Raw genomic sequence first — 21,066 nt, 5'->3', positions numbered from 1 at the left:
TGGAGCACAGCAAGTTTTAAATCTGAGAACAAAAAACCTTAGTAATCAATGGGATGAGGTAATTCAATTGGTCAGAATGGCCGCTTAGGAAGCAATCCTGCATACATTCGTACACCCATCTCCAGCAAACGTTGGAGATTGTTTTATTTTCTTTTTATCGACCACATCTCCGCTTTCCGCTCATTCGTAATCACAAAATCAGTGTTGTTGACAAACACAAGGGCTTCGGTTTGCCCTTTGCCTGTTTTTATGCACTGCGTTGGTTTATTGAAATTTAGATTTTCTTCTACGTCAAACAAAAGCACTTTTCCATAGGTCAGCAAAGCTAGTGTTTTCCCGTCGGGACTTATGTCAGCTGCGGTGACCATTGCTTTGCTGTAAACACTGTCCGAAGAAGAAGCCACATACGTCCCTTCGCTGTCGGGAATGCTGTAAAGTTTTACGTACCGATTGGTTTTACTACGATTTTTTGAAAACAAATAGAGCTTGTTTTGATGCCAAACGGTTGCTTCGCAATCAAAATTACGCTGTTCGGGCAAAGGAGGAAAAGCGGTTTGGTCTGTATAACTAAACCGAATAGTTTCGAAGGTGTCAGGTGCTTTCGGGTTTACTTTATAAATGGTTAAGTCTTTTCGTTGGTTGCTGTTGTTGCCCACATCGGCAATAAAAAGATTTCCTTTAGTATCCTGAGCAAGGTCTTCCCAATCCGAATTTGTGAGTTTTGGTAATTTCAGTTGCGTCATTAGGTTCCCAACGGTATCTACTTCGTAAAGTTCGGCAGGATTTCCACTGTCGTTCAATGTCCAAAAGCTTCCCGGTTTGGAGCCCAAAGCCAACCCAGAGGTTTCATTGACGGCAACGGGCAGTATTCCTGTTTTTTCCATTTTATACAAGCTTTTTCCTCTGCGGAATCCCTCATTTTTTCTTTCATTGTGACAATCGCACAGCGCTACGCGAAGCGTAAAAGCCCACCATAGTAGTTTTTGAAGCATTGATATTACGGTTTTTAAGTAGATTTGGGAGATTTTTCTTATTTCCCTTAGCTATGCAAAAATCTTTCCCTTTTTCCTTACGTCTTGCAGGATGGCTCATTTCTGCGGTGCTCATCGTTATTATTCTTTACACACTGCGTGAACTATTGGTTCCGTTAACTTTTTCGGTCCTGTTTGCCGTTTTACTGTATCCTATTTGTTCTGTACTGGAGCGTTGGCGCGTGCCCAGATTATGGGCAATTACCGTTGCTCAAATCCTGTTTTTTGCTGTTTTGATAGGATTAATTTATTTGGCATCGGTTCAAATTGTAAGCGTTGGTGAAGAATTGCCGCGTTTGGAGAAAAAAGCCAATTATTGGATAAATCAAGGGCGTGATTTTTTATCAGACAATTTTGGTCTTAGCCGACGCAAACAACTTACCGAAGGTAGCAAATACCTTACTGAAGCACTCAAAAACAGTGGGTCTATTCTTACAGGAGCTGTTGCGACTACCACGGGAACATTGGCCTCCGCAGCGCTTGTGCCTTTGTTTGTGTTTTTCTTCTTGCTCTATCGTGATTTTTTCCGTCGCTTTTTCTACCAAGTTTTTGATAACCGTCATAAACGCCGGGTGGACCAGGCCATTCGACGGATTTATGAAGTCGTGCAGGGTTATTTGGTAGGTTTGGTCTCCGTTATTTTGATTGTGGGGGTCATGAATTCAGCCGGTTTGTTGATGTTGGGAGTACCGCACGCTATTTTCTTTGGTTTTTTTGCTGCTTGCCTGCTTTTGATTCCCTACATCGGTTTATTGATTGGCTCCTTGCTGCCGGCTTTAATGGCTCTCGTGTCTTTGGATTCGCCCATGTATGCGGTGGGAGTATTGGCTGTTTTTGGAGTGATTCAGTTGTTGGAAGGTAATTTTATTACCCCTTACATTGTAGGTTCAAAAGTCAGTGTAAACCCTTTGGCCGCCATGATTGTTTTGATACTGGGCGGACAACTTTGGGGTGTTTCGGGCTTGATTTTGGCCTTACCCGTTACGGCCATTACCAAGGTGATTTTCGATTCAGTCGATGCCCTCAAGCCGTTCGGGTATTTGCTTGGTGAAGCCGAAGAAGGAGCACCGCTTCCTGTTAAATTTCCTACACTTTCAGAAGAGTAATTGTCATGCAAAAATTAGTATTCGGTCTTTTTGTTTTTGGTCTTTCGATTCTCTTTTCCTTTAAAAACAGTACTCGTTTACCTGCTTTTCAGGCGTTTGTGCCCAAGGAAAATCTATCTGAATACGGGTTTTTTAAAGGTAAAATAGCGGACCAAATTCCTGCCGAAGGGGTCATTCCATATCGACTCAACACACCGCTTTTTTCTGATTATGCCGAAAAACTGCGCTTTGTAAAGTTACCGGCGGGCAAAACAGTGGCCTATAATCCCGACGAAGTTTTGAGTTTTCCCGTTGGGACGGTGATTATTAAAACATTTTATTACCCCAATGACTTCCGCCAACCCGAAGCCGGAAGGCGTATTATGGAATCGCGTCTGTTGGTTCATGAAGAAAACGGTTGGAAAGCCTTGGAATACGTTTGGAACGATGACCAATCCGACGCTTATCTCGAAGTAGCCGGGGAAACCAAAGAGGTAAGTTGGATACATAGCGACGGGAAAAAACGTACGCTCCACTATTCAATGCCTAATTTGAATCAATGCAAAGGCTGTCATAATCGAAACGAGCAAATGATGCCAATCGGGCCATCGGCACGACAACTGAACGGAGATTTCCATTATTCAGAAAATGGACAAGAACTAACGGATAATCAACTCATACATTGGCAAAAACTCGGAGTTTTGACGGGTTTACCAGCACTTGAAAGCGTACCGAAAGCGGCCGTTTGGAACGACGCAGTTTCGGGTTCTTTGGAGGCACGAGCAAGAACGTGGTTGGATATCAATTGTGCTCATTGTCACCGAAATGAAGGACCGGCTAAAACTTCGGGTTTGATTTTAAGCTATAACGAAACGGATTTGACCAAACTTGGAATCATGAAAGCACCCGTCGCTGCGGGAAGGGGTTCCGGGGGGCGGCAGTTTAGCATTATGCCTGGGCAACCCGAAAAATCTATTTTGATGTATCGTTTGGAGTCGACGGACCCCGGAGAAATGATGCCTGAATTGGGGAGAAAAACGACGCATACCGAAGGTGCGGCCTTGGTACGTGAGTGGATTAAAGCAATGAAGGTCAATTGACAGGAGGCAAATAAGGAAAGACCAAATTCATAAATCGCGGGGAGATGATAAATGTCACCTCTAATTTAAATAAAATTTTGTCTGACAAACAGTGCATCGTTTTGTTTTATCCTAACTTGCACCCATAAAAGCCTACATTTTATCAACAAAATACCAAAACCCTTCATTTTTTTCCTATTTTCAATGAAATACCTTCGTGCCTTTTTGAGTCTGGTCATAGCAGTTGGCCTAACGTACCTACTCAATCGCCCCCTTGGCGTATTGCCCGCTGTAGGGCCTTTTTTCAGTCCTTTTACCGGTTTTTGGCAAAATGCAGATGCTCCTCTCAAACTCCCCCCGGCCGACATGAAATTGGCGGGTTTAAAAGGAGAAGTAACCGTGAAGTACGATGATAACGGAGTACCGCACGTTTTTGCCGACAACGACGAGGATCTATATTTTGCCCAAGGATACATTATCGCCCGCGACCGTCTGTGGCAAATGGACTTTTACAGTCGTGTATCTGCCGGGCGACTGAGTGAAGTAATGGGCCCATTAGCCCTTGACTTTGACCGATACAACCGCCGACTTCAATTGCCCGAAGGAGCCGAACGATTGGCGAAAGCTTTTTTACATGACCCGGTTTCCAAGATGATTGCCGAGTCGTATTCGGCAGGGGTGAATGCATACATTGAGCAAGTGACCTACAAAGATTTGCCTATTGAGTTCAAAATATTGGGCTATCAACCCGAGGCATGGTCACCACTTAAAACGGCCCTGGTCGAAATGGTGATGAGGAAAGACATGAATGCTCGCTCAGACGATTATCGGATGTCGAATGCCTTGGCCAAACACGGCAAAGACGTTATAAACGATTTATTTCCCGATTATCCCATTGAAGAATCGCCCATCGTACCCGCAGTTACAAAGTGGGATTTTACGCCGGTAGCAGTACCTAAAGTTCCCGAATTGATGAAGGCTACGATTGCTGCCAATTTGGATGTAGAGGCCGAGAATCCTGGGATTGGTTCCAATAACTGGGCGGTGCACGGTTCGCGTACGGCTACAGGTTTACCGCTTTTGGCCAACGACCCGCACTTAGGACTTTCATTGCCTTCCATTTGGTACCAAATGCAATTGGTTTCTCCGACCGTCAACGTGTACGGGGTATGTGTACCCGGTTGGCCGGGTATCGGCATTGGTTTCAACAAAGACATTGCCTGGGGGATGACCAACGTCGGTTCGGATGTGTTTGATTTTTACCAAATTCAATTCAAAGACAAGACCTTAAAAGAATACAAATACGATGGTCAGTGGCGTCCCGTTACGTCAAAAGTGAATGAATTTAAAGTAAAGGGATTATCCACAATTACGACTGATACCGTACTTTACACCCATCACGGGCCTATTTTGTACAGTGAAGGTCAAAAACCATTTTTTGGAGATTTGCCGATAGGACATGCCCTTACGTGGGTAGGGCCTGTTGCTCAGGGAAATTCCCTGAAAGCGCTTTATATTTCCAATCGAGGTACAAGTTATGAGGACTACCAAAAAATAATGGGTCTTTTGGCCGCGCCCGGTTTCAATTTGGTTTTTGCCAGTAACCAAAACGATATTGCAATTACGTCCTCGGGGCATTTTCCCCTCAAATGGGAAGAGCAGGGTAAATTTATCCTTGACGGTTCCAATCCCGAACATGATTGGAGAGCCTGGATTCCCGTAGAACATAATCCAAGTGTCAAAAATCCCGCACGAGGATTTGTGAGTTCTGCCAATCAGTTTCCTGCTGACAAATCCTATCCTTATTATTTGGGCTGGAAATTTGCGCCTGGTGAGCGCGGTTTACGCATCAACGAGCGTCTTACCAACATGCAGAAAGCAACCGTTGACAGTCTTCGCCTGATGCAGACTGATAATTTCAACATTGAAGCCCGACGCATTTTACCCGATTTACTTAAAATTCTGGAACAGGACGCTGCTGTAAAATCAAGCCCGGCGTATGCTGTGTTGGCTAAATGGAGCTTGAAAAATGACCCTTCGGAAGTGGGGGCGACCATTTTTGAACGTTTAGTGAGAGAATTACGATTGGCGATTTGGGAAGACGATTTTCCTTCAAAAGATGAAAAAACACCCATGTCTTTACCTACTCGCGATCGTACCTGGGAGTTGTTGAAAAAGCAACCTACGGCTAAATGGTTTGATGATACCCATACATCCAATAAAATAGAAACGGCTGATGACATTGTAAAAACTACGTTTAAGGCCACTATTGACTCACTTACCGCAAAATATGGTCCTATGAGTCCCGCCACCTGGGCGTGGGGAACGGCTAAGAGTACGGATATTAAACACCTTGTGCCGTTATTTAAGTCGTTTTCCAGAATGGATGTAATCAACGGGGGTGGTGCCAATATTATCAATGCCACTACAGATGCCGGTCACGGACCTTCGTGGCGGATGGTGGTGCAATTGGATAAGACTTGGCCTAAAGCCTATGGTTTATACCCCGGTGGACAATCTGGCAATCCGGGTAGTCCGCTGTATGATAACATGATTGACAAATGGGCCAAAGGCGAATTAAATGAGTTGGTCTTTTTGAAATCGAAGGATGAGAAACATCCAAAAGTAGTGTCAACAATGAAATTACAACATTAATACCTAACCCGACCATGGTTTATATTCTTATCATCATTCTCAGTGCGATTGCGCAATATTTCGGCCCTTGGTGGCTGATGCCGATTGTTTGTTTTGCCCTTTGTTTTTGGAAATCAAAATCAGTGAAGGAAGCATTTTTAGTGGCTTTCGCGGCTGTTTCTACTTTGTGGCTGGGCTTGGCACTGTATCAAAATTTTGTAACGGAAGGAGTAATTGCCCTCAAAATCGCTGAGCTATTCCGTATCCCCAATGCCTCACTTCTTTTTGCTGCCGTCACGGTTGTAGGCGGGATTGTTGCGGGATTTGCAGGAATGGCGGGGTATTACTGTCGAGCAGCTTTTGCTCCATCGAAACATTCGTAGAATAATCGTACTAAAAAGCCAAAGAGGTCAAAAATACGCAACTTGCTGTTTTTGACCTCTTTGGCTTTTTAACTGCTTGTCCCATTTTACACAATCAATAATACCGAGAATTTCCAAGTGGAATGGCGCTTATAATGGTAATGGAAGTAAAATCCGGGTTGAAAGGCGTGGTGACAATGTGTTCTATTTCCAATTTAATTTTCCGGAACGATATTCCAAATTTAGGTGCAACGCTCAAAAATGCATCCTGATTTCGGCGTCTGAAAGTGTAGTACTGTTCGGTAGCCAGATTTTTAGCTTCTAGTTTGCCAATGTAAGACACCCCTGCACTCAAACCAATGTAAAAACGAGGTTTATAAGGTCGTTCTAAAATTCGGTAAGGAGAAGAAAGATAATAATCTGCATAGAGAAAACCGTAAGAAGTGAATTTTTGCTGAACGATGCTGTTTGATTCTGCATCTTCGAAAGTGGGGCGAAAAATTCCTCCCACCTTCAATCCTACATTGAAACGATTGGAAACCATGTAGTAAGGCGACGCAAAAACTTGCCAGCCCAAACCTGCTTTGGTTAAAAATAAGGGTTTCAAGTCGTAAGCTTGTCCCGCTTTAAGAAACCCGGGTCCTGCACCTACATTGATCCAAAAGCGGCGATCATCTTCATTTACTTTAATAAAACGTTGGGCATACATTCTTCCCGCTAAAAGTATTCCCAATAAGGCGATAGTAACTGGTTTTTTCATGGAGTGTAGCTTGGTTTCTCTTCAAAACCAGAGCAATAAGCATACCAAAATTCCTTTAGGAAGTTAAATGCGGATAAACGATTTAGACAAAATCACCGTATATTTGTACTACAAACTATTATTATAATTGAGCAATGAACAAGTGGCTGCAAGCAAGTGTGTTGATTAGTGTGATAGGGATGGTGGGGTGTGAAAATAAAATGCTCTCTACTGTAAAAACAGAAGGGGCTCAGAATGCTACCAATATTCTTGGTAAATGCGAGCCTGACCGTCCTATAAGTCTGACCGAAGAGACTGATGCGCTGCGCGGATATTTTAATCCCAAAGACAGTCTGTATTATGCTACAGTAGTAATGGGGACTTTTTATAGAGGCGGGCTGACCAATCCCTGCGAATTGGTGCGTCGTCCTTTTGAATACAAAAATGTGATTTCCCGTAAATTTCGTGTCGTCTGGGAAGGGCCCAAAGGCGTGACCAACGACCGTAAAATCCCCCGTGCCTTGATTCGCTTTACGGACAAGAACTACCGCGATGATGTAGATGTGAATTTTCCTGAGGCTGATACGCTTAATCCTTTTCCATTCGAAATTAAGACTTGGCAGGATACAAGTTATGTCAATCTGATTACAAGCCGGGAATATAAGGCTGCGCTTCGCAAGGGATACTCCAACGAATTGGATGAAGTGAAATGCGCTGAAGTGAGCTTGTCTACTACGCCAACCTTTGATGCCAATCGAATCATTTTGGAAAATGCCAACACGAGCAGTTGGTCACAACGGTATTTTTTCAAAGCCGCTGATTTTGCTCCCAATGTCCAATACATCGTTGTGCGCGAAAAAGAATGCGCTACTTGCAATATTCCAACTCCTATATTGTCGGCCGTAAAAACCAGTATCGTCAAAGGAGAAGAAGCGGTTCTTAATTTTTCAGGCTGCCCCGTAACAGATGGCTCGCAAGGGCCTTTGGAGTGGTTTGCTCAATCAGCAGGCGGACAAAAATACTTGGTTCAACGATATAGTTACAGTGCTCGAAACGAGCGTCGGTTCAATCCGCAGGTAACTACAACGTATTTTTTACGTTGTCAAGGGGATTGGTATTGCAAACCTCAGAAAGAAGTAAGTGTGACAATTGAAGTAAAATAGCCAAAAATTGCGCATTTTTGTTTGCCTTTCAACTTAATTGAAACACTTCATGTCCACTTTTCGATACACCTTTCTATTTTTTAGCCTCTTAATAAGTAGTGTACATACGCTGTTTGCTCAAAAAATCACGCGCGGCCCTTATCTTCAAATGGGTACTGCCAATAGTATTGTGGTACGGTGGCGTACCGATGCAGCTATAGTCGGCAAAGTAATTTATGGTTTGGCGCCCAATCAGAAAAATCGTTCGGTTGCAGATGAAGTGGCTACCACCGAGCATGAACTCAAAATCACGGGTTTAGAATCCAATACCGTTTATTATTATGGGTTAAGCACGATACCCGACGGGGTCGTGGTGGAAGGGAATGATTATTACTTCAAAACGGCAGCACCAGTAGGAAGCAAACAAAAAATCCGAATTTGGGCCATGAGCGACATGGGCGACGGTTCGCCCAATCAGCGAGCGGTCAGAGATGCTTATCTGCAAAGTATCAAAAACGACAATCGCCAAACTGACGTGACGTTATTGGTCGGTGACAACGCGTATGCCATAGGAACCGACGAAGAATATCAAAATAATTTCTTCAATATCTACCAAAATTATTTCCTAAAAAACAATGTGTTGTGGGCAGCACCTGGTAATCACGAATATTATTCTGGTTCACAGACAAGCCGCGATATTCAGTATTTTAAAATATTCTCCCTTCCTCAAAATGCCGAAGCGGGTGGCGTGCCGTCTGGAACCGAAATGTATTATTCTTTTGATTACGGCAATGTGCATTTCGTAGGTTTAGACTCCTACGGAATTGAACAAGACCGCTATCGCCTTTACGATACTCTTGGCTCGCAAGTAGAATGGCTCAAGAAAGATTTAGCTGCTAATCGTCAGCCGTGGACCATTGTATTTTTTCACCATCCGCCTTACACCAAAAATTCACACGATTCAGATTCTGAAGAAGAGCTAAAGTTGATTCGTCAAAACTTAACGCCGATTCTTGAGCGCTATAAAGTAGATGTGGTTTTAAGTGGCCATAGTCATTTATTTGAGCGTTCCCGCCCACTGCGTGGCCATACAGGTCTCTCTACTACCTTCCGCGATGACCGGCATCTGGCAAGTCTTTCATCGGGAAGGTATGATGGCGAACCCAACTCGTGTGCTTATATCAAAAATGGCGCAGATGAGGGTGTTATTTACGTGGTTGCGGGCTCGGCAGGACAAAATAATGGCTACAATGGTGTCGCGCATCCTGCTATGCCTTTCAAAAATGCTGTTAACGGAGGCTCGGTAGTGATAGAAGTGGAAGACAATCGTCTCAATTTTGAATGGTTGTGCAATGACCGAATTGTACGCGATCAGTTTACTATTTTCAAAAATGTGAACAAATCTACCACCCTCAAAGCCCGTCATGGGGAGATTGTGAAACTCACACCTTCCTGGAAAGGCACGTATGCGTGGTCAAACGGCAGTCGTCAACCGATATTGGAGTTTACATTAACCGGCGACACCACCATCACAGTACGCGATAGTTTGGGTTGTTTACAAGACCGCTTCAGGGTTGAATTGGCGGCAAAACCGGTCATTTTACCAGAAAAATTGCTGGCAACCGTCTGTGCCGGTGATAAATTAATGATTCCTTTTACGGTTTCCAATACTGAGCCCAATCGCTGGCGTTATAGCCTTGAACTATCGGACGCTCAGGGAGGTTTTGCAAATGCAATTACGTTAGCCAATGACCAAAACGGTTCGTTTACTATTGCTATTCCTGCCAATGCTCCAACGGGTGAAGGGTACCGATTCAGGATTAAATCCAACGTGCGAGGTATAGAAGAAGTAGTGACAGTTACGTTTCCCATTCGTCAAAAACCGAGTGCCACCCTTAGTGGAGAAGCGACTATTGAAGCCGGAAAATCAACTAATTTAGAATTGAATTTTTCGGGTTCAGCTCCGTGGACGTACCGACTTTCTGACAATAGTACAGCAACTACTTCCACAAATCCGTTATCGGTTTTAATAACTCCCTTATCTACAACTACCTATGTATTGAATTCGGTAAACAATGTGTGCGGCGAAGGAGAAGTAAAAGGCAGTGCCCGTGTTACAGTCATTCCGAGAATTACGACCAACCTGTCACCGTCACAGGTGCTTTGTAACGAAACCCAATTGGATGTACCCTTCAGCGTTACGGGAACATTTGAGAATTCTGTCAATTATGAGGCGCAGCTTTCAGATAAAGACGGCAATTTTTCCATCCCCCGAGTGATAGGAACAGCGACTCAAAGCCCGGTAAAAGCCACCATTCCAACGGATATTGCTTTCAACGGTAATTATCAAATTCGAGTATATCCATCGCAAAACAGCACAGCTTATTTTACGCCCAGTGTGCCATTTTCGCCGAAACAGCGCGCAAAAGCCACTATCAGCGGAGATACTATCATTAAAATGGGAGAGCCGGCCTCCCTTCTCCTGCGCTTTGAGGGCCAGTCACCATGGACGTATACCCTTTCGGATAATTCTACCAATACAGTTTCTGCCGCTTTGCAGAACGTCATAGTAAAGCCTGAGTTTTTAACAACTTATACCCTAAAATCGGTTTCGAATGTGTGTGGAAACGGTACCGTTTCCGGCAGCGCTCGGGTGAATGTAATTGTGACGGGGGTAGAAGAGGAGGAGGAGGCTATCAAAATTTTCCCTAATCCTGCTCAAACAAAAATTACGATTGAAATGAAGACGTTGCGCAGCCAATCGTTTGATTGGGATTTGATTGACGCAGCGGGAAGAGTCGTACGGAAAGGTAATCTGAGAAAAAGCCAACGAAATCATTTTGAAATAGACCTCACTGATTTGCCCGTTGGAGCGTACGCCCTGCGGATGGCGTTGGGAGAAAATAAAGCGACTGTTCGAAGAATTATTAAGCAGTAACTTTGCACTTGTTACGACGTAATTTTCGAGATTCCAGGTAGTGAAAATAAGTGGAAATAACGCCTAAATCTGCTATTGCCCAATCCAAACTGTATACATCGTCCAGTTTTATCCATTTGTACTGTAAATGCTCTGTTAAAATAATAGGAGAACTCACAATGTGGCAGATGTACGGTACAAGGCAGATAATGCGGTGAGTATCTTCTTTGAAAGTAGGAGCAAGACGTGAGCCAATCTCAATTTCGACACTCAATTCTTCCATAATTTCGCGATGAAGCGCTTCTATTTCATTTTCGCCTTCATCTACTTTACCGCCGGGAAATTCCCATTTTAGGGGCAGTGACATATTTGTGTTGCGTTGGGCGGCAAAAAGCTGCCCGTCTTTCTCAATAATGGCACAGGGAACGATAATGATTGGTTTCGATATTTCGGGTGGGATAGACATACTTAGCCGATTTTTTAAACAAAGTTACTACGTAAAATCATTAATGAACGGTTTTTTTATCAAACGGTTATTGGATTAACAAATATTTTATAGTTTGCGTCCTAAATCCGTATAACCCTTTGTGTTTCTTTGCTTACCTAATTTTTGTGAAAAACACCAAAAACTAAGCCATTCCAAAAACCAACAGTAATTCTATTCAACCCATGTTTACCGAAAAAGACCTCCACCAGATTGCTAAGCAGGGTATTTCGCTTGAAACCATTCAGCAGCAAATCGATCACTTCGTTGCCGGATTCCCCTATTTGAAAGTGCTTAAAGCGGCTACCATCGGCGATGGAATCGTTCGCGTTGAAGAAGAAGAGCTTGAGGCGTTGGTCAATGCGTTTGACGCTCAATCCAGCAGTGTTTCACTGCTCAAGTTTGTTCCTGCCTCGGGAGCGGCTACACGGATGTTTAAGGCGCTTTTTGCCTTTAAAGACGAAGGGAAAAGTGACAAATCCATTGCGGAATTCAGCGAACGTATTCGCGATTTTGCCTTTTTTGAAGATTTAAAATCGGCCTTGTCAAACAATGGTATAGACATTGAAACGGCCATTTCAACGGGTGAATATCAACTGATTGCTGATTATTTGTTGAGTACCAAAGGACTTGATTACGGTAACTTACCAAAAGGATTGTTGAAATTCCATGACTACACAGAAGGTGCCAGAACTCCCGTGGAAGAGCATTTTGTGGAAGGAACTAAGTATGCCAATTCGGGCGGTAAAGTGGCATTGCATTTTACGGTTTCCCCAGAGCATCGCAGCCGTTTTGAAGCATTGATTGACGTAGTAAAACCCCAATTTGAAGATACGTTTGGTGTAGTGTATAAGGTAAGTTTTTCGGAACAAAAACCAGCTACCGATACGATTTCAGTCAATATGGACAATTCTCCTTTCCGCAATGCCGACGGAAGCTTGCTGTTCCGTCCCGCAGGGCACGGGGCGTTGCTCGCCAATTTGGATGATCAGGATGGAGATGTTGTATTTATCAAAAACATTGATAACGTCGTACCCGACAGTTTGAAAGAAACGACGATTGCTTATAAAAAAGCGTTAGGAGCATTGTTGCTGAAATACCGTCAGCAAATATTTGATTTTCAGGCCCGTCTTGAAGATGGCGATCAAGATGAGCAGTTGGTGGATGAACTTACTGTTTTTTACGAAAAAACGCTGTTCACATTGCCGTCGGAAGGATTTGAAACACTTTCGCTTCCCGAGAAACTGGGGTATTTGTCAACTAAACTTGACCGCCCCGTACGTCTTTGCGGGATGGTACAAAACGTAGGAGAACCGGGAGGAGGACCTTTTTGGGCTGTAAATTCAGACGGTACGACTTCGTTGCAGGTGGTAGAATCGGCACAGATAGACATGTCAGATGCTTCTCAGAAAGCACTGTTTGATACCGCCACTCACTTCAATCCGGTTGATTTAGTCTGTTCACTGCGCGGTTATAAAGGCAAAAAGTTTAACTTAATGAAATACCGTGATTCAAATACGGGTTTTATTACGGAAAAATCAAAAGACGGGAAAAACCTCAAAGCGCAAGAATTGCCCGGCCTTTGGAATGGTTCGATGTCAGATTGGAATACGGTATTTGTAGAAGTGCCACTGATTACTTTCAACCCCGTGAAGACGGTGAATGATTTACTCCGAAAAGAACATCAATCCTAAAAAAAGAACTTACCTTTAAAAATAAGCGGAACCTACTCAGAGCAGGTTCCGCTTATTTTTAAAGGTAAAATTGACATTCTCCCTTCTGACTTTGACATTCTTATTTACCACTTGATAATTTTTTTATCAAACCACTTCGTCCCTACTTTCACTCGAAAAATATAAGTCCCGCTTGGAAGTGTGTTTGTCTGTATAACCTCTTCATAAGAAGCTCCAACCCAACGACGACTGTGCCAAAGATGGCCTTGTATGTCCACTAATTGCCATTCGGAAGCCTTGGAAAGTAAGATTTTTACGTTCATCCGTTCAGTAATGGGATTAGGAAAAACGGAGAGTTTTTCCTCCAAAAGCTGCTCAATGCTTGTGATGATGACATTGGCAATGGCGCTGCCCGACACCGTTCCTACTCCGCAGGTATTACTGACCGACTTCAAGGTGTACGTAGTGGGCAGGAGTGGAGCAACGGATAAAATGACGGGGGATGATGCCGCATTGCCGGCTGTATTGTCTGACAAAACATAGCTCCAGGGAGCATCTCCGTTGAATTGAATAACCAGAAAAACTTCGTCGCCCGGTTTAATGGGAAAAGTACCGCCACCGCTGATGGTAGCCTTAGGAAGACGCCCTAAAAAAAATGAGGCGCTTGGAACTGTTGTAATGGCTGGGTTTCCTACGACAATCACACGCATCCGATAATTGCCTCCCGGAAGGATATTGCTTGGAATAGTTGCCGTCAAAGGACTTCGACTGCCGGTACCTATAGAAACTGCATTGGCAAAATTGCCCGTACTATCCGAAAGTTGTGCCTGAAAAGTAGTATTGGCAGGTAGATTGCCTCCAATACTGAATTTAACTTCTATATCTTTTCCCGAACAAACCGCAGAGGAAATATTTTCAGTTAATAAACGCGGAATCACCGTTACTAATCCACTGCCCCCAGTACTCCCGTCTCCACAGAGATTTCGTACTGAACTTACTAAGAAGGTTGACGTTTGGGCAGGTTTTACACTGACGGTAAAAGGTGTGCGGTCGGCCGTTCCAGTTGTGCCATCCGAAAGTCCGAAAGTCCAGGGACCTTCCCCTGTAAAACTAAGGTTTAAAGTTGCCGTTTCGCCAAAATTGATAGTGGGGTTGCCGCTTATCGTAGCCGTAGGGCGAACTTTAATGGCAAAAGCGGGACTGTTGATGGAAGTAGCGTTGGCATTAGCGATGACTCGCAGTCGATACCCGTTGCCTGCTGGCAGATTAGTAGGGATGCTGATATCCAAAGGACTCGCGTTTCCTGTTTTAAGGTTAACGGGAGTAGTAAAACCTCCTGCCGCGTCGGAAAGTTGAATCGTATAAGAAGCAGGAGCCTCAAAACTGCCCGTTACCACAAAAGGTAAACTTACATTGGTTCCAACGCATATACTGCCCAAGGCTACATCAGCCACGCTGATGCGGGGAATAACCGTAGTGAGCGCTCTGCCCGACACGGCACCGTTTCCACAGGCATTACTTACCGAGAGTAAAGTGTAAGTGGTAGTAGTAGAGGGCGTTACCGTAGTAATAGAAGGGGTAGCAGTGGCCGTAAAGGTTTGGTTGTTCGACAATTTATAGGTCCAGGGAGCGTCTCCTGTAAGTGTAATACTTAGATTGGTACTTTCTCCGACCGAAATAGAAGCACCGCCACTCAAAACAGCAGTGGGCAGGGGTTTTACGGTAATAGTATTACTAACCACAGACGTTGAAGGAGCGTTGGCTATTACTCGTATTCGATAACCTGTTCCGGCAATCAAATTGGTAGGTAAAGCAACAGTAATTGGGCTGGTTGCACGTGTTCCAATAGGGTCTGGATTAGCAAAACTCCCCGCAGCATTGGAGAGTTGCGCGGTATAAGTAACTCCCGTCGTTTCAAAACTTCCGGTAACCGTAAAAGGAACAGTAGAAGTAGTTCCGGCACAAATACTTGCCACCGCAAAATCCGTAGTGATCCGAGGTGTGACGATTATCTTGGCACTGCCCGATACTGTTCCCGTACCGCAAATATTACTGACCGATTGCAAGGCATAAGTAATAGTAACCGTGGGTTGTACAATTCCGCGAAGTGGATTGACGGCAGAGGTTCCTGTGTTGGTATTGGTAAACGTGTACGTCCAAGGACTGTTTCCACTAAAAAAAAGGGATAAAGTGGCTGAACCTCCTACGCCAATGGTCGTATCGCCGCTTAAAGTAGCGGTGGGAGGTTTGAGCATCATAAAAACAGATGAAGGAGTATAGGTAACCCCCGTAGTGTCAGTAACAACGCGCAAACGATAATCACCTCCGAGGGCAGTAGTGGGAAGTAGGACCGAAATGGGGCTTTTGGATCCGGTAGTGAGCGAAGTAGGATTGGTAAAAGCGCCGCCACTATTGGAAAGTTGAACAGTAAACAGACGTTTAGCGGGATTAATGAGATTGGAAGCAGTGAATGATACCGAAACAGTTGAGCCGGCGCAGGCCATAGCACCGCTTACATCATTGGTAACAATTGCAGGACTCTGAGCCCACAGACTTATTTGTCCTAAAATGATACTTAAAATAAAGAATAACCCAATATGCCTGAACCCTCTCATAAATCGTTAATCCATTACATGAATTGTTACACGAAAAAAATACGGATAGCGGATAAAAAATACCTCAAATTATACTCTTCCACATAGCAAATATACAAGACCCTACGCGAGAAATTTGTATTTTCGCCCCAATTCTAAAAAATCATGTCCATTCGGATACAACACCTGACTAAAAATTACGGCAACCAAAAGGCCGTCAATGATATAAGTTTTGACGTCAATCCTGGCGAAATTATGGGCTTTTTAGGCCCCAACGGCGCAGGGAAATCTACCACCATGAAAATCACCACGGGGTATCTGTCGGCTACGAGCGGTCGGGTAGAAGTGTGTGGTTTTGAAGTAGCAAAGCAGTCGATGGAAGTGCGTCGTAACATCGGCTATTTGCCCGAACACAATCCGCTATACACCGAAATGTACATTAAAGAATTCCTGCGATTTGTAGGTACTCTTTATGGGTTGAAAGGCGAAAAACTAACATTACGGGTTTCGGAAATGATTGAGATTTGTGGCTTAGAGGTAGAACATCGCAAAAAAATCGGGCAACTTTCCAAGGGCTACCGTCAGCGGGTAGGCTTGGCTCAGGCTCTGATTCATAACCCGCCTGTTTTGATTTTGGACGAAGCCACGACGGGCTTGGACCCGAATCAAATTGTGGAAATTCGTAACCTCATCAAGGCCGTCGGGAAAGAAAAAACGGTGCTGTTTTCGTCGCATATCATGCAGGAAGTGGAGGCCATTTGCGACCGTGCCGTTATTATTAATCGGGGGCAAATTGTGGCGAATCGTACCTTGGTAGAATTGCAAAGTGAAGGCAAATCTTTAGAGGAGGTTTTCCACCAGCTTACGATGCAATAGCCCTACTAATTTTTCGTTTTTGAAACGGAATTTGCTTTTCTAACGTAATCAGTAATATACCCTTTTTTATAATAAAACCATGAGAACAACCTATTTAGTGATAGCCATGGGATTACTGCTCTCCGTATCAGCGGCGGCCCAAACGGCTAATCCCGATGCACCTCCGCCTGTGCGTGAACAGGATGGCCCGATAAAAGTTTTAAACGAACCGCCGCGCAAAGCCCCCCCACGCCCACCATCTCCATTAGATAAAATAAGATTGGGAGGAAGTGTTGGTCCGCTTTCCTTTGGTACAGTCACCAGTATTGGAGTATCACCCATCGCCGGGTATCAAGTGACGGAACGGCTGGCATTAGGAGGGGGATTGAGTTACCAATATACTCAAATTCGCTATTCGCCTACCAATAAAAGCAGTTATGATAATTACGGTGGGCGGGTTTTCGGGATGTTTAAAGTATACGAAAGTATCAATCTTAATGCCGAATACGAGTCGCTCAATGTACAATACTTGGATTATTCAAACAACGGTATCACTCGGAGAAAATGGATTAACTCAGCGATGGTTGGAGCCTCTTATTCTACGCCAATCGGAGGACGTTTTATTCGGGCATTTAATTTGATGGTGTTGTACAACCTTAGCTATAATAACCTCGTTAACCCAAGCTATCCTGCCGAAAATATCTATCCGACTTCCAGTCCTTTGGTAATTCGGGCGGTATTATTTTAGAAATAGTTGCATTGGTTTTACAACAAAAGAGTCCCGAGTTTAACTCGGGACTCTTTTGTTGTAATCTGTATGTGATTGGATTGGTTAGTTTTCTTTCACGGTCGCAAATTGAGTAAGGCGATGCCCCATTTTGTCACGCTTGGTGCGGAGGTAATCTTCATTGTGGGGGTTTGCAGTCATTTCCATGGGGACAATATCAATAATTTCCAGTCCATAACCCATCAATCCGGCCCGTTTTTTAGGATTATTGGAAATTAACTTAATTTTGGTTAAGTCTAAATCACGTAAAATCTGCGCTCCTACACCGTAGTCACGTTCGTCCATTTTAAAACCAAGAGCAATGTTGGCTTCTACGGTATCCAAGCCATTTTCCTGAAGTTTGTACGCCTTCAATTTATTGACTAAACCAATGCCTCTTCCTTCCTGATTCATGTAAAGCACAACGCCCTTTCCAGCGCGTTCCACCATTTCCATAGAAGCGTGGAGTTGAGCACCGCAATCGCACCGACACGAGCCGAAAATGTCACCGGTAGCGCAGGAAGAGTGAACTCGTACCAATACAGGTTCATCTTTTTCCCAAGTACCTTTCGTTAATGCTAAGTGCAATTCATCAGTATTGATTTGTCGAAAAGCGATTAAATCAAAGTGGCCCCATTCGGTAGGCATATCGACCGCGATTTCGCGCTTGATGAGCGATTCAATATGCAATCTATATTCAATTAAGTCCTTGATAGAGACCAACTTCATGCCAAATTTGTCGGCCAATACACGCAGTTGAGGCAAACGAGCCATGGTACCGTCTTCATTCAAAATCTCAATAAGTACACCGGCCGGTTTAAGACCCGCCAACTTTGCAAAATCTATAGCTGCTTCGGTATGACCCGTACGACGCAATACGCCGCCCGGCATAGCGCGAAGCGGGAAAATATGTCCCGGACGCCCTAATTCTTCGGGTTTGATATCGGGATTGACTAATGCCTGAATTGTTTTAGAGCGGTCGGAGGCTGAAATGCCTGTAGTACATCCGTGGCCTAATAAGTCTACCGATACCGTAAAAGGTGTTTCGTGGGTAGATGTATTGTCACCCACCATCATTGTAAGTCCTAATTCCTCGCAACGTTCTACCGTCAAAGGAGCACACATCAGGCCGCGTCCTTCTTTGACCATAAAATTGACCATTTCGGGAGTTGTCTTTTCGGCGGCACAGATAAAATCTCCTTCATTTTCGCGATCCTCATCATCTACTACGATAATGATTTTACCATCCCGAATATCAGAAATTGCATCTTCGATAGAGTCCAACCGGATGGAATTGGTATTATTATTGCTATCCATGTATCAGATAAAAATAGTTTGTTAAAAACAACGTTTTATGTTTACGATTCCGCTTATATCAGAATGTGGTAAGTTTGTTAGTGAAACAACCATCGGCAAAGATACGTTCTTTGGCGGGAAGGAAATCGGAAATCACAAATCCATGAAATCATATCTTTTATTTTTTTGCTTTTTAAGTATCCTACAACACAGTTATGGGCAAAATTATTGTGATACACCCCCCGCAGGCACGTCCAAAGGAGGATTTAAAGTCAATAATCTGGACTTAGATCCTGTAAGAGTATGTGCAGGCACTAAAATAACAGTGCAAAATACGACGGCTCTTAATGTTCAATATAATTATAATTACACCGGAGGCGACCCTAAACCAGCGGATTTTACGGCTACAGCCGATTTTACTTATTTGCGGCAGGGAAGCTATCGAATATTGCAACTCGGCAGTAATGGTTCGGGCTCAGTGGCGTGTAAATCTGTAGAGGTTTATTATCCACCTAATTTTACGGTAAAAGCGTGCAGTGGCGGAAAAGTACAGGTAACGATTCCTGCAGATTCATCCACGCAACGTTATGATGAGTTCATCATCAATTGGGGTGGAAATGTTACTTCTAAACTTCCGAAAGCTGCCACGATGGTGGCTTCGTTTAGCTACCCTGCCAATACCAACGCGGCAACAATTTCTGTAGTAGGCTCGGTTGCAGGACAATCGTTAGGTTGTTCAAAACCTTCTACCTCTGTCATATTGAGTACGACCAACCTGTCAGCGGTAGCGATTCGTAAAGTGGCTGCCCGTACTGATGGATTGGTGGATGTACTTGTGAAAGGTTCGCAGGGGGCAACGGCAGAAGTACAGGTAAACGACGGAAGCGGCACTTTCAAGAATACAGGTCAGTTGATGACCACCAATGATACTACCACCATTACCGTTAGAGATGTTAACGCCAATAAAAATACCTATTGTTTTCGGCTCAGTGCCAATGATGGTTGCGACAATGCCGCCGTCATCTCCAACGAAGTATGTTCGACAAATTTGGACGCAGTAGCTCAAAATCGTCAAAATGCGTTGTCTTGGAAAGAATACCCAAAGGCGGCGGGGTTTCAAAGTTATCGTTTAACGCGGAATAGTGTCAGTCTGGGCGGTATCAGCACTATTACCACTACGACAACCATTGACCGAAATGTGACTTGCAATGAGCAGTATTGTTATCAGATGACGGTGTTACTAGCAAATGGAGTAGAGTCAGTTTCCCCTTTGCGTTGTGTCAAAGCCATCTCAAACGAAACTCCCTCGGTGGTACAAAATGCGTTTGTATCGGTATTGGAAACAGAACAAAAAATTGAACTTCGTGCAACCCCGCCGGCTTCGGGAACAACGCCCGCAAAATTCAAAACAATATTTTTACGTGCAGAAAACGGAAGCAGCGATTTTAAAGAAGTGGGCGTTAAGGACAATACGCTTACTTTTCAGGACGATACCGCTGACCCTGCCGCTCAATCTTACTGTTATAAGATTCAATATGAAAATTCGTGCGGGAATCGCTCAGAACCTACCGAACCTATTTGCTCCATACGCTTGTATTCAAACACCAACACAACGGTTGATTGGACAGCAGAATCTCCGTTTTTAATGCATGTAGGAGTGTATTGGCTGGAAGTGTATAACGAACAGGGGGATCCTGTTCAGGAAGAACCCTTAGGTGGGAATACCAGTTTTGACCCAAGTCTCTATAATCCTGACCAACAATTATTTCATTATCGAATCAAGGCTTATCCGTCCAATAAATCACTGATTAGCTTCTCTAATTTCTACGTCTTTACACGCGATGCAATTGTGTTTATCCCCGATGCTTTTTCGCCAAATGGTGATAATATGAATGATAAATTTGCTCCAAAAGGACAATTTATGGATAAGTCGCGGCTGATTATTTACAATCGCTGGGGACAGGTTCTTTTCGAAACGGCTAATGCGATAGAGGGCTGGGATGGTACGGTAAATGGACAACCCGCCGTAGAAGGAACGTACGTGTATCGTCTCGAAATCACAGATTCATTAGGCAAATACTTTGTTAAAACGGGGACGATGCTTCTGGCGCGTTAAGACAAGGAGCGATATTTTTATACAAAATAGATTTAATAATGGCCCTCTGGAATGATATTCAGTTACCTGATAAATGAATATCATCCTACTTTTTAGGTTTTTTCACTTCAAAATTTTGTCTTTTTCTTAACGTCTTCAAAAGCCTCATTTAAGCAAAATTCGAGGTACAGCTTCATGGTTCATCGTCACATTTGGTGAAAGTCGGGGTTTCCCATCAGGATGACTCTTTTGCGGAGCAACTCAAAACTCGCTCTTCCATACATCTGACGCTTGATATTTTTGAGCCTGTTTAC

Annotated in this window: 15 protein-coding genes; 10 read left to right on the top strand and 5 right to left on the bottom strand. The window is 43.9% G+C overall.

The window, feature by feature from the left end:
• Positions 1-143: 143 nt before the first annotated feature.
• Positions 144-992: a hypothetical protein gene (locus tag Q0081_RS26410; protein ID WP_298360702.1), complete on the bottom strand. Its 849-nt coding sequence runs from the start codon at positions 990-992 to the stop codon at positions 144-146.
• 53 nt (positions 993-1,045) lie between these two features.
• On the opposite strand from Q0081_RS26410, the gene Q0081_RS26405 reads away from it, so the two are divergent.
• The 4 genes from Q0081_RS26405 to Q0081_RS26390 all read left to right on the top strand — a co-directional run bounded on the left by Q0081_RS26405 (position 1,046) and on the right by Q0081_RS26390 (position 6,212).
• Entirely contained in the window at positions 1,046-2,137 is a 1,092-nt protein-coding gene (locus tag Q0081_RS26405; protein WP_298360699.1) for an AI-2E family transporter, read from the top strand.
• 5 nt (positions 2,138-2,142) lie between these two features.
• Positions 2,143-3,216 carry an SO2930 family diheme c-type cytochrome gene (locus tag Q0081_RS26400; protein WP_298360697.1) on the top strand — a complete coding sequence of 358 codons (1,074 nt, stop codon included), beginning with the start codon at positions 2,143-2,145 and terminating at the stop codon, positions 3,214-3,216.
• 183 nt (positions 3,217-3,399) lie between these two features.
• The gene (locus Q0081_RS26395; protein ID WP_298360695.1) at positions 3,400-5,850 is read left to right on the top strand and encodes a penicillin acylase family protein; all 2,451 of its coding nucleotides are present in this window, start codon (positions 3,400-3,402) and stop codon (positions 5,848-5,850) included.
• A 14-nt stretch (positions 5,851-5,864) separates the two neighbouring features.
• Complete coding sequence (locus tag Q0081_RS26390) at positions 5,865-6,212, top strand: hypothetical protein (RefSeq protein ID WP_298360693.1); 348 nt, start codon at positions 5,865-5,867, stop codon at positions 6,210-6,212.
• 94 nt (positions 6,213-6,306) lie between these two features.
• On the opposite strand, the gene Q0081_RS26385 is transcribed toward Q0081_RS26390, so the two are convergent.
• Positions 6,307-6,951, bottom strand: coding sequence for a hypothetical protein (locus Q0081_RS26385; protein WP_298360691.1), 645 nt, complete (start codon positions 6,949-6,951; stop codon positions 6,307-6,309).
• 134 nt (positions 6,952-7,085) lie between these two features.
• Here Q0081_RS26385 and Q0081_RS26380 point away from each other — a divergent pair, with 134 nt between their 5' ends.
• Entirely contained in the window at positions 7,086-8,093 is a 1,008-nt protein-coding gene (locus tag Q0081_RS26380) for a hypothetical protein (RefSeq protein ID WP_298360689.1), read from the top strand.
• A 49-nt stretch (positions 8,094-8,142) separates the two neighbouring features.
• A complete protein-coding gene (locus tag Q0081_RS26375) occupies positions 8,143-11,010 on the top strand; it encodes a metallophosphoesterase (protein WP_298360687.1) in 2,868 nt (955 codons plus the stop codon).
• Here the strand turns inward: Q0081_RS26375 and Q0081_RS26370 are convergent.
• Positions 11,000-11,455, bottom strand: coding sequence for a (deoxy)nucleoside triphosphate pyrophosphohydrolase (locus Q0081_RS26370; protein ID WP_298360685.1), 456 nt, complete (start codon positions 11,453-11,455; stop codon positions 11,000-11,002). The genes Q0081_RS26375 and Q0081_RS26370 overlap by 11 nt on opposite strands.
• Before the next feature lie 203 nt (positions 11,456-11,658).
• Between Q0081_RS26370 and Q0081_RS26365 the strand changes: the two genes are divergently transcribed.
• Positions 11,659-13,167 (top strand): DUF4301 family protein, encoded by a 1,509-nt coding sequence (locus Q0081_RS26365; protein ID WP_298360683.1) that lies wholly within the window; start codon positions 11,659-11,661, stop codon positions 13,165-13,167.
• 104 nt (positions 13,168-13,271) lie between these two features.
• Here the strand turns inward: Q0081_RS26365 and Q0081_RS26360 are convergent, their stop codons facing one another.
• Positions 13,272-15,761 (bottom strand): T9SS type A sorting domain-containing protein, encoded by a 2,490-nt coding sequence (locus tag Q0081_RS26360; RefSeq protein WP_298360681.1) that lies wholly within the window; start codon positions 15,759-15,761, stop codon positions 13,272-13,274.
• 144 nt (positions 15,762-15,905) lie between these two features.
• On the opposite strand from Q0081_RS26360, the gene Q0081_RS26355 reads away from it, so the two are divergent.
• Both Q0081_RS26355 and Q0081_RS26350 read left to right on the top strand, forming a co-directional pair.
• Positions 15,906-16,616: an ATP-binding cassette domain-containing protein gene (locus tag Q0081_RS26355; protein ID WP_298360679.1), complete on the top strand. Its 711-nt coding sequence runs from the start codon at positions 15,906-15,908 to the stop codon at positions 16,614-16,616.
• Between the two features lie 79 nt (positions 16,617-16,695).
• Positions 16,696-17,343 carry a hypothetical protein gene (locus Q0081_RS26350; RefSeq protein ID WP_298360677.1) on the top strand — a complete coding sequence of 216 codons (648 nt, stop codon included), beginning with the start codon at positions 16,696-16,698 and terminating at the stop codon, positions 17,341-17,343.
• Positions 17,344-17,427: 84 nt separating this feature from the next.
• Here Q0081_RS26350 and Q0081_RS26345 read toward each other — a convergent pair whose 3' ends face one another.
• Positions 17,428-18,678: a bifunctional 3,4-dihydroxy-2-butanone-4-phosphate synthase/GTP cyclohydrolase II gene (locus Q0081_RS26345; protein WP_298360675.1), complete on the bottom strand. Its 1,251-nt coding sequence runs from the start codon at positions 18,676-18,678 to the stop codon at positions 17,428-17,430.
• A gap of 37 nt (positions 18,679-18,715) precedes the next feature.
• Between Q0081_RS26345 and Q0081_RS26340 the strand changes: the two genes are divergently transcribed.
• The gene (locus tag Q0081_RS26340; RefSeq protein ID WP_298360673.1) at positions 18,716-20,773 is read left to right on the top strand and encodes a gliding motility-associated C-terminal domain-containing protein; all 2,058 of its coding nucleotides are present in this window, start codon (positions 18,716-18,718) and stop codon (positions 20,771-20,773) included.
• Positions 20,774-21,066 lie beyond the last annotated feature (293 nt).

The organism is Runella sp., from assembly GCF_027484545.1.
GTDB lineage: Bacteria > Bacteroidota > Bacteroidia > Cytophagales > Spirosomataceae > Runella.
Note: the sequence above shows the minus strand (reverse complement) of the source record. Positions and strands in the feature narration are given on the sequence as shown.

Coding starts and splice junctions, on each gene's coding strand:
- Q0081_RS26410 (WP_298360702.1), bottom strand. CDS start 992: ATGCTTCAAAAACTACTATGGTGGGCTTTTACGCTTCGCGTAGCGCTG.
- Q0081_RS26405 (WP_298360699.1), top strand. CDS start 1,046: ATGCAAAAATCTTTCCCTTTTTCCTTACGTCTTGCAGGATGGCTCATT.
- Q0081_RS26400 (WP_298360697.1), top strand. CDS start 2,143: ATGCAAAAATTAGTATTCGGTCTTTTTGTTTTTGGTCTTTCGATTCTC.
- Q0081_RS26395 (WP_298360695.1), top strand. CDS start 3,400: ATGAAATACCTTCGTGCCTTTTTGAGTCTGGTCATAGCAGTTGGCCTA.
- Q0081_RS26390 (WP_298360693.1), top strand. CDS start 5,865: ATGGTTTATATTCTTATCATCATTCTCAGTGCGATTGCGCAATATTTC.
- Q0081_RS26385 (WP_298360691.1), bottom strand. CDS start 6,951: ATGAAAAAACCAGTTACTATCGCCTTATTGGGAATACTTTTAGCGGGA.
- Q0081_RS26380 (WP_298360689.1), top strand. CDS start 7,086: ATGAACAAGTGGCTGCAAGCAAGTGTGTTGATTAGTGTGATAGGGATG.
- Q0081_RS26375 (WP_298360687.1), top strand. CDS start 8,143: ATGTCCACTTTTCGATACACCTTTCTATTTTTTAGCCTCTTAATAAGT.
- Q0081_RS26370 (WP_298360685.1), bottom strand. CDS start 11,455: ATGTCTATCCCACCCGAAATATCGAAACCAATCATTATCGTTCCCTGT.
- Q0081_RS26365 (WP_298360683.1), top strand. CDS start 11,659: ATGTTTACCGAAAAAGACCTCCACCAGATTGCTAAGCAGGGTATTTCG.
- Q0081_RS26360 (WP_298360681.1), bottom strand. CDS start 15,761: ATGAGAGGGTTCAGGCATATTGGGTTATTCTTTATTTTAAGTATCATT.
- Q0081_RS26355 (WP_298360679.1), top strand. CDS start 15,906: ATGTCCATTCGGATACAACACCTGACTAAAAATTACGGCAACCAAAAG.
- Q0081_RS26350 (WP_298360677.1), top strand. CDS start 16,696: ATGAGAACAACCTATTTAGTGATAGCCATGGGATTACTGCTCTCCGTA.
- Q0081_RS26345 (WP_298360675.1), bottom strand. CDS start 18,678: ATGGATAGCAATAATAATACCAATTCCATCCGGTTGGACTCTATCGAA.
- Q0081_RS26340 (WP_298360673.1), top strand. CDS start 18,716: ATGTTTACGATTCCGCTTATATCAGAATGTGGTAAGTTTGTTAGTGAA.